General features: G+C 32.4%; 5 protein-coding genes. 2 read left to right on the forward strand and 3 right to left on the reverse strand.

The annotated features are described in order from the left end of the window. Window positions 1-379: 379 nt before the first annotated feature. Window positions 380-1,267, reverse strand: coding sequence for an AAA family ATPase (locus AC3DU7_RS16665; protein ID WP_488040444.1), 888 nt, complete (start codon window positions 1,265-1,267; stop codon window positions 380-382). A gap of 770 nt (window positions 1,268-2,037) precedes the next feature. Then, on the reverse strand, window positions 2,038-4,311 hold the full coding sequence (locus AC3DU7_RS16670; RefSeq protein WP_488040445.1) for a heavy metal translocating P-type ATPase: 2,274 nt from the start codon (window positions 4,309-4,311) through the stop codon (window positions 2,038-2,040). A 558-nt stretch (window positions 4,312-4,869) separates the two neighbouring features. Here AC3DU7_RS16670 and AC3DU7_RS16675 point away from each other — a divergent pair. Both AC3DU7_RS16675 and lepB read left to right on the forward strand, forming a co-directional pair. Next, on the forward strand, window positions 4,870-5,652 hold the full coding sequence (locus AC3DU7_RS16675; RefSeq protein WP_488040446.1) for an ABC transporter ATP-binding protein: 783 nt from the start codon (window positions 4,870-4,872) through the stop codon (window positions 5,650-5,652). A gap of 1,113 nt (window positions 5,653-6,765) precedes the next feature. Next, entirely contained in the window at window positions 6,766-7,365 is a 600-nt protein-coding gene (gene lepB / locus AC3DU7_RS16680) for a signal peptidase I (RefSeq protein WP_488040447.1), read from the forward strand. 76 nt (window positions 7,366-7,441) lie between these two features. On the opposite strand, the gene AC3DU7_RS16685 is transcribed toward lepB, so the two are convergent. Then, complete coding sequence (locus AC3DU7_RS16685) at window positions 7,442-7,759, reverse strand: hypothetical protein (RefSeq protein ID WP_488040448.1); 318 nt, start codon at window positions 7,757-7,759, stop codon at window positions 7,442-7,444. Window positions 7,760-9,334 lie beyond the last annotated feature (1,575 nt).

Consider the following 9,334-nt stretch of genomic DNA (forward strand, 5'->3'; position numbering starts at 1 on the left):
TGTCTATAATTATTTCTACAAATCTTCAATCCTACATTTCGCACGACGAAATGTAACACATCAAGTTATAAAAATTTAATAGTAAGTATTGAGAGTAAAAAAAGTTCTAACATTTATGTTTAGAGAATAATATTTGGAGAAGAAGCCTGAGTAGTCCATATTTTAAAGGCCATTAGATATCTCCGGAAAAGAGGCAGTAGGCAGCTTTGCTGTAGGCAGTAGAGGAAAAGAATTGATAATTTCTGTGCGATAATTGATTTTATTTTTTATTGTCGGAGATGTCTATTAGTATCAAGTCTGAGTCACGACAGAAAAGGAATATCTTAAAAAATAGGTTTGATAGTTTTGTTTTCTTATCTCCATAAGATTGAGATGAAAGTTATAATTTTGAGACTAAATATTTGACATTTTCGACAGCCTCTTTATATCTATGTTTAGCTAAAGTAATTTCTTGTCCATCTAGCATTTTAAAATTTTGCCCTTGATCGGGAAGTTGATGTAAAGGAATGCCGAGAGATGCAGAGACTTTTCCTGAAGAATGAAAATCTTTGACATCGGTAACATAGGCATTTTGCCATGTACTGAGACAGTTTAATGGATGATCATTCTTAGTAAAATATTGAGGAAAACTTTGATATTGTTCATAGCAAAAATTAATTAATTCTTGTCTGATAGAATTATAAGCATTAGCTACACCTTTATTGCTTGTGTAATTGTTAAAAACAAATTGTTTTATTTTAGGTAATTTCAGTTCAAATTGCTTAACTTGTTTATTAAATGTGATAACTTTACTGGCATATTTTTTGAGAGATTCTGAAGGATATTGTTCATAAAGTAGCATTAAAATTCCTTTAATTCCTTCCAGTGAAGTAAAATCAGCCATCATAGGAATTATTAAATAATCAGAATAAAGTAACGCCATCTGTGTATAGATGGAAAAACTAGGATTACAATCTATGAAAACAACTAATTCTTTATATTTTTCTTTGTCAAACTCACTTCGACATAATCTTTTAATTGCTGTCATATGATTTTTCCATGCAGTAATATTTGCTGGATTAAGTACGGAATAATTAAGAGCTAACGACAAAGATTCTAAAAAAGAATCACCAGCGATTAAATACAGATTTTCTGGAATAGATTCATTATAGAGTGAGGCTCGAACTTTATAAGTAGAATTTTTTGGTAATGATTTAAATTCAGCATTACCTTTCAAAATCCAATCAACAAACCCTACTACATTACGTCTTGAGTAAGCTACTTGCAACTTTTGATTATTTTCATATCCTTATTTTCCACCTCCAAGTAAAAATTGAGAAATGTTAGCTTGAGGACACATATCAATAACTAAAATTTACGTCTCTGGATTATTTTCAGCATACAATATTGAAGCATTAGAACATAAAGTTGTTTTACCAACACCACCTTTATTATTATAAAAAGCATAAACTTTTATCGACATAAATATTTGCTCGTCAATTTATTCAAAATTAGCATAATATACTATAACGAATAATAGATATGTTAGCAAATTAAGCTCTAAAAACCTTGAAATACTTTCAAAATTTTCATTGCCAAATAATTAAGGTTTAAAGCCTCTCCTTTCAAGGAGAAACAAGAAAAAATTTTCCTTAAGCGTAAGAAGAATTATAAAAAGTTTTTTGATACTGAATTTTGCCCTTCTAGCCCCTCAACTTTGAGGGGAACAAGAGTCAATTTGCTTCTAAAAGTACCCCAAAATTGGGGGATTTATACCAATTCCCATGCATTAATGCTATACTTGCGCAATACTTCAGTTATTAACTAATTAGCAGAAGCTGAATCACTTTTCTGCTAATTTTAGCTAATTTAATATTCATTATTCTTATGTTTTCTTCTCCCTCACTCCCCCACTCCCCTACTTCCCTACTCAACAAAATGTAGAAAAGTTTTTGAGACATGGTATTAGGGGGCTTGGATGTAGCATAAGGGACTTCTCAGACAACCTATAAATCCTACCCTTGAAAATAAGAGGTAATTGTTAATTATTAATTATTTCTATAGATTAACTTTGGGTCTAAAATTCCTTAAACGCAAAGCATTACTTACCACAGAAACCGAACTAAAAGCCATAGCTGCACCAGCAATAATTGGATTTAATAACCAACCAAAAAAGGGATATAAAATACCCGCAGCAATAGGAATACTCAAAACATTATAAATATAGGCAAAAAATAGATTTTGACGAATATTTTTCATAGTGGCTTGACTGAGTTGAATTGCCGTAACAACCCCCCACAAATCTCCTGAAATTAAAGTTAGATCGCTAGCTGCCATTGCCACATCTGTACCTGTACCAATAGCAATTCCTACATCTGCTTGAGCTAATGCTGGAGCATCATTAATTCCATCTCCTACCATCGCGACGATTTTATGTTTTTGTTTTGAACTATTTCTTTCTTGTTGAATAGATTGAATAATACTAGCTTTTTGGTCGGGACGTACTTCAGCAAAAATTTTTTTAATACCGACTTCAGAGGCGATCGCTTCTGCCGTTTTTTGATTATCTCCTGTTAACATTACTACTTCTAATCCCATTCTTTTTAAAGCTTTAACTGCTTCTATTGAAGATGGTTTAATTGCATCAGCAATTCCAATTAAGCCTTCAATTTTTCCGTCAATAACTATTAAAGCAGTAGTTTTTGCTTCACTTTCCCATTGTTGACGATTTGATTGTAAAGTTTGAGTATCAATTTTCAACTCATCCATCCATCTTTGTGTACCAATTTGTACCAACTTTCCTGATACATTTCCCTGTACTCCCATCCCTGCTACAGCTTCAAAATTAGTCACTTCAGGCAGGGAATTTTGTACTCCTTGAGATTGAGCATAATTAACCACAGCTTCCGCTAAAGGATGTTCAGAATTTTTTTCTAAAGCAGCAGCTATTGCTAATAGTTCAATTTCATTATTATTAGTGACACCTTTAACCGTAATATAGTTAGTAACACTAGGTTTTCCTTGAGTAATTGTTCCGGTTTTATCACAAACAATGGTAGTTAATTTATGTGCTAATTCTAAGCTATCTGCACCTTTAATTAATACTCCATTTTCTGCTCCTTTTCCAGTACCAACCATAATTGAAGTGGGAGTAGCTAAACCCAAGGCACAAGGACAAGCAATAATTAAAACTCCTACAGTACTAATCATGGCAAGAGTTAAATTTCCCATGGTATTAAACCAAATAATGAAAGTTAGAATCGCAATAGCTATTACTGTAGGAACAAACCATCCAGTTATTTTATCTGCTAATTTTTGAATAGGTGCTTTACTGCCTTGAGCATCTTTTACTAACTGTACAATTTGCGCTAATACTGTCTCTTTACCAACTTTTGTTGCTTGAAATTTGAAACTTCCCGTTTTATTAATTGTTGCTCCAATCACCTCATCTCCTACTTGTTTTTTAACAGGAATGGGTTCGCCTGTCACCATAGATTCATCAATCGAAGATTCTCCTTCTACAACTTCACCATCTACAGGAATTTTTTCTCCAGGGCGGACTAAAACAATATCTCCTAATACAACTTCTTGAATGGGAAGATCGCTCTCTTTTCCATTACGAATAACTCTAGCTGTTTTTGCTTGTAAACCCATTAATTTACGAATAGCTTCTGAAGTTTTTCCTCTAGCACGATTTTCTAATAATTTTCCTAACAGGAGAAGAGTAATAATAACTGATGAAGCTTCATAATACACTTCAGGTTTTAAGCCTTGAGTAATAAAAAAATTAGAGTTAAAAGTAGCAAATAAAGAATATAAATAAGCAGCACCTGTTCCTAAAGCAACTAAAGTATTCATATCAGCAGTATGATGTTTAAGTGCTTTAAATGCTCCGACAAAAAAGCTTTGACCACACCATAACTGCACAGGTAAACTCAAAAATAATTGCACCCAAGAATTATGCAGCCAACTAGGAAAAAAAGGAATATGTAATCCTGTCATGGCAGGTAGGGAACCAATGACTAATAAACTACTAACAACTCTCCCAAGAATAACTTTACGAATTAACTCTTTTTCTTCTGCTTCCCTAGCTTTTTTTTCAGTATCTTCTTCTTGTTCAGATTCTGCAAAAGCATAATAACCAGCTTCTTTTACAGACTCTTGAATATGAGTTAAATTAGTTTTTTGAGAATTATAAGAGACTGTAGCTTGAGAGAGAGCAAAATTAACATTACATTCAATGACTCCTGATACTTCTTTAATTGCTTTTTCAACTCTATTAGCACAAGAAGCGCAACTCATTCCCTGTAGACGAATACGAATAGTTTCCATCACAACAACCTCAATATTTGTAAGGGAGATTAACTCTTTTATTTAATGTTATACAACTCAAACCGATCAAGCATTAAAATTCTTCTGATTTTCTTTTCTTTCTAGTTTGTGTATAAAAATCTTACCGCTTTTAGGAAAAAAGTAGGAGTTTTAGTTTTTTTATCTACTTTTTGATTTGTTACAATTTATTTAAGGTTACTATAGTATTTGATATTACAAAAAAAGCTGTACCTACTTACTTTCAGAATTGCGCGCGCTAATTTACTTTCACATAAATAACCATTTTTATTACATAAAAAAAATGAGGTTTATGCTAAACTAAAAAAAAGTAATAAACCACAATTATATTAGGGTTAAGTAAGTTGGCACAAAAAAAATTAAGTATGTAATACCAATTTCCTAAAGTCAGACTACACATAACTTGACACCTTAGTTTTTAAGCTTGATAGATACTTTGACAAGTGTTGTTTCAGTTTATGAAATTGGTATAACAAAAATTAAAATAGTTATAAAACCTTCTGCCCTCTGCTTTCTGCCTTCATCTAACAATAAATTTTAATGCCGACCTACTTAGATATGAATAATACTAATAATTCTGCTATTTCCTTTAATCATGTAAATAAAATTTATCCTAATCAAACTATTGCTTTGCAAGACATAAATTTTACCATTAATTATGGTAAATTTGTAACTTTTGTTGGTCCCTCTGGCTGTGGAAAAAGTACAGTATTGCGATTAATATCACAATTAAGCGAAGTTAGTTCAGGAAAAATTGAATCAAATATAGACCAGAATAAAAATGAATTAGCCTTTGTATTTCAAGAACCAGCTTTAATGCCTTGGTCTAACGTTATTGATAACGTACATTTACCTCTAAAATTAACAGGAAAATCTCTTCGAGAATCTCGAACAATAGTACAAGAAGCAATTAATTTAGTAGGATTAGATGGTTTTGAACGTTATTATCCACGACAATTATCAGGTGGCATGAAGATGCGAGTTTCTATTGCTAGAGCATTAGTAACTCAGCCAAGAATTGTTTTGATGGATGAACCTTTTGGAGCTTTAGATGAAATGACTCGCAGTAAACTGAATAGCGATCTATTAAGAATATGGCAAGAGCGAAATTGGACTGTAGTTTTTGTCACTCACAATATTTATGAAGCAGTTTATTTATCTCAACAAGTAATTGTTATGGCTGCCCGCCCTGGTAGAGTAGTAGCAAATGTTAAAATAGATGTTAATTATCCTCGTAATGAAGATTTCCGAATGTCGCAACTATGTAATCAATATTGTCGGGAAATTTCTAATTATTTAGAGATGGCAGTATCAGATTATTAAGGTCATTTCAGTTATCAGTTGGCACATAAAATAACCATTCAGAAAATACCTGTTTTTTATCGACTTCAAAACCATACCTAATATAATTTATGGTCTAAAATAAGGCTTCCCTTATGTTTCCATACTCATACCAAATCCGGTTTTCAAAACCATGTTTTTAAAATTCCTTTCTAACCCTTCTTCCTCTCTTGGTGCGCATTCCCTCTCTTGGTCAGCATTCCCTCTCTTGGTCGGCGTTCCCTTGTGTCTGACGCCGACGCGGGTTCCGACCGCTTGCGTCTGACACCGACGCGGGGTCGCACCGCTTCTGCCCTTTGCCTTCTGCCTTACCCCACGATAAACCTTACTTTCAAAACAGGTATTTAGTATCAGTCTAAACTCCTCTACATTAGCATCTTCTATCTAAGTTTCTTTTGATGAATTAATCACTGGAGTTTAGACACAGGGAAAGCACATCTAAAATTTTTTAACAGTAATGACCAAGAGGTACATTCCGAGAATGGAGACTGTGAGACATCTTAGCTCATGCTCCACAAAAGCTATTTTCGAGGAACGCGATCGCGTCCGACCTTGATTGATAACTGAATACGGGAGTATTTCATGAAATCACAAACAAATATTATTTTGCTTTTATTCTAGATATTACAGCCTGCAATCACTTATTTTTTTGAGATTCATAAAATATTATTTTCATCAATATTTTGATTATTTGCAGTCACCTCTGTCGCCACCATACTCAAAGTGAAAATTTCTTGAAAATATAAATAGTTACCTACACTGAATTGAATCAGCATAGAATTATAAATAATAGATAAATACTTAGGGCTTGCTGATTAAATATCAAAGCATTTATAGACAAAGGTTTTAGCATTTTTAGGTCGAAAAAAGTGCGCTTGTTTCAGTCTAAAATGCTCAAAAAGTTAGTATTTTGGGAGGATTATGGCAGAAAAGTCAAGGGACTATTCTTCTGACTACTTCTTCTATAATTCCCATTCCTCTTGACTTCTGGATTCTGACTCCTACCCTTACAAAAAAAACTTTATTCAGCAAACCCTACTTAATTTCCAGGAATTTTGCTATAGAATAGAAATACTAAAGAATAAAACCATAGAAATGACATCAGAAAAAGAATCACTGAATGAACCAATAACAACTAGCTCCATAACTCCCTGGTGGTTAAAAATATGGCAACAACAAAAAGAAAATATTAAAGTTTTGGCGATCGCTTTATCTTTATCTTTACTAGTCAGAATATTCATTGCAGAGCCAAGATATATACCTTCAGACTCAATGATACCTACCCTAGAAGTAGGCGATCGCTTAGTAGTAGAAAAAGTATCTTATTATTTTAATCCACCTGTTAGAGGTGATGTTATTGTTTTTCAACCGCCCCAACAATTGCAACGCTATGGTTATGATAGAAATCAAGCTTTTATCAAAAGAGTTATTGGCCTACCAGGAGATACTATTAGAATTGAGAATAGTTTAGTGTATATAAATGACCAACCGCTGACTGAAAATTATATTGCTGAACCCCCTGAATATACTTTACCAAATTCAATCACAGTTCCTGAAAATCAATACTTTGTGATGGGAGATAATCGTAATAATAGTAATGACTCTCATGTTTGGGGTTTTTTGCCTAAAAACAATATTATAGGTAGGGCAATATTTCGCTTTTGGCCTTATCAAAGATTCGGACCATTAATCTAGGGAGTAGGGTTCAATAATTAATAATTAATAATTAATAATTAATAATTAATAATTAATAATTAACAGTTACCTCTCCTTACCATTGTTGTTTATCTAAAACAGAAGGTAAACTTAGTTTAGGAAATCTGTAGAACGTATCTCCTTGTTCATCAACTTCTAAAGTTGCGGTAAAAACTTGTACTTGACTTTCTAGATATTTCTGAGCTATTTGAGCATCAACTTTAGCAGCCGCAGCTAATTGAATCAAAGAAATTTTACCATTTTGCAGTTCTATTAATCTGTAAAAAGCATCATCTAAAATACGTTGTTGTTGTCTATCATTAGATAGATTCACAACAAATGCACCTAATATAGCCCCTAATCCTGTGAGTATTACGAATTCTATAATAGCCATTAGATCAAAAAGAGAAAAAATTAATAAGTAATCAATAAATCAGAATAAATCAAAAAACCGAGGGTTAACGAACTCAGAAGTCAGAAGTTATTTTTGTAACAGGGATTTGAGGAACTATCCAAACATATTTCGCCTTAAAAGCCCGGGTTTTATACCATTTCTCAAAAGTTTTGCTACATCTTCTTTAAAGTAGGGAGTAGGGTTCAAAGGCATAAAATATTTTGGATTAATGCCGATAATCCTTACAAACATTACTGAATCATTATTATTACTTAATAACTGAAGTCTATCGGAAACATAGCATTATTTTTGGGAATTGGTATTAGACCCAATTATTTTGATAAATTTATAGCAATCCTATTTTATTCGTGTCAAAAATCTTACTGCTTTTTAGGGAATAGGGAACAGGGAACAGGTAAGAGTTTCAGTTTTTTTATCTACTTTTTGATTTGTCGCAACCTATTTAGGATTGCTATAGAATATGCTATAGAATATTAGGAATATTAGGTAGAGCAAAATTCAGAATAAAAAAACAAAATTATGGATGTATAGTAAAACTTTTTTTGCCTCTCAAGTTTATTAATGCTAATGCTATAAAATAAATTAATATTTTTTTATTTGCCTAGTTACCCTAAATTTTTCTTATTTCTATAGCTAGAGCTTGCCGATTAACTCTCAAAACATTGACAGATAAAAGTAAGTGACTTTTTAAGTAAAAAAAAATCCAAACTTTTCAGTCTAAAAAGCTCAAAAATTCAATATTTTATGCATACAAGAGCAGAAAAATTATTCCAACAATTCTTCCTCCTAACTCCTCTATAATTCTCCGTCCCTCCTGAGTTATGATCTCTGACTTCTAACCTTACAACAATAAGTTTTCAGCAAATCCTAGCCATAAATTTAATATTTAAACTAATTAGAACTTGCTGATTAAACCTAAATATCTTTACTGATATTGGTTTTAGCCTTTTTGGGTAGTGAGAAAGTACCTGGTTTTCAGATCAAAATGTTCAAAAATTTATCATTTTAGGCAAAAGTTGGGGAAAAAAAAATTACTTTCCTACTCCCCTACTCCCCTACTCCTTAAAAAAGACTTTTTCAGCAAACCCTAATTAGAGTAATTGGTAGCTTAGTGCAACATTTAACCTTATCAAATCTATTCATAACTGAACATCTTTGATAATAGTATGGCATTACCGTAACAGTAAAGGCAGATGAGCTGCAAAGCTAATCCTTAAAGAACTAGCGCGTCCGAGACCTTTCTTCTCCTTTGATAACAGAAGAATCGTTTTCAGAAGGGTAGTGCTGGTATCCGAGCTAACTTCGCCTGGCAGCTAAAATCTACCGAACTGTTTCCAAAAGGCATTTTTTCCTATATCTTACCAGATTTAAGTTGATTTTTGAGCGTTCAAAATCTCAAAAATCAAGGAAATGGATAGGTTTAACAAGGTTTTTGGTTAATAGTTGCGTCTCTTAAAATCTCAAGAAGATTTTAGTCGCTAAATTATCCAATTACCTAATTTTAGGCTAAATTTTACCCAATTATTTTAAGCTTCAGGTTCGACAAGATTTTCC

It is taken from the genome of Okeania sp. (assembly GCF_983059655.1).

Excerpts from the sequence above, each read along its gene's own strand:
- AC3DU7_RS16670 (WP_488040445.1), bottom strand. The coding sequence starts at position 4,311 with ATGGAAACTATTCGTATTCGTCTACAGGGAATGAGTTGCGCTTCTTGT.
- AC3DU7_RS16675 (WP_488040446.1), top strand. The coding sequence starts at position 4,870 with ATGCCGACCTACTTAGATATGAATAATACTAATAATTCTGCTATTTCC.
- lepB (WP_488040447.1), top strand. The coding sequence starts at position 6,766 with ATGACATCAGAAAAAGAATCACTGAATGAACCAATAACAACTAGCTCC.
- AC3DU7_RS16685 (WP_488040448.1), bottom strand. The coding sequence starts at position 7,759 with ATGGCTATTATAGAATTCGTAATACTCACAGGATTAGGGGCTATATTA.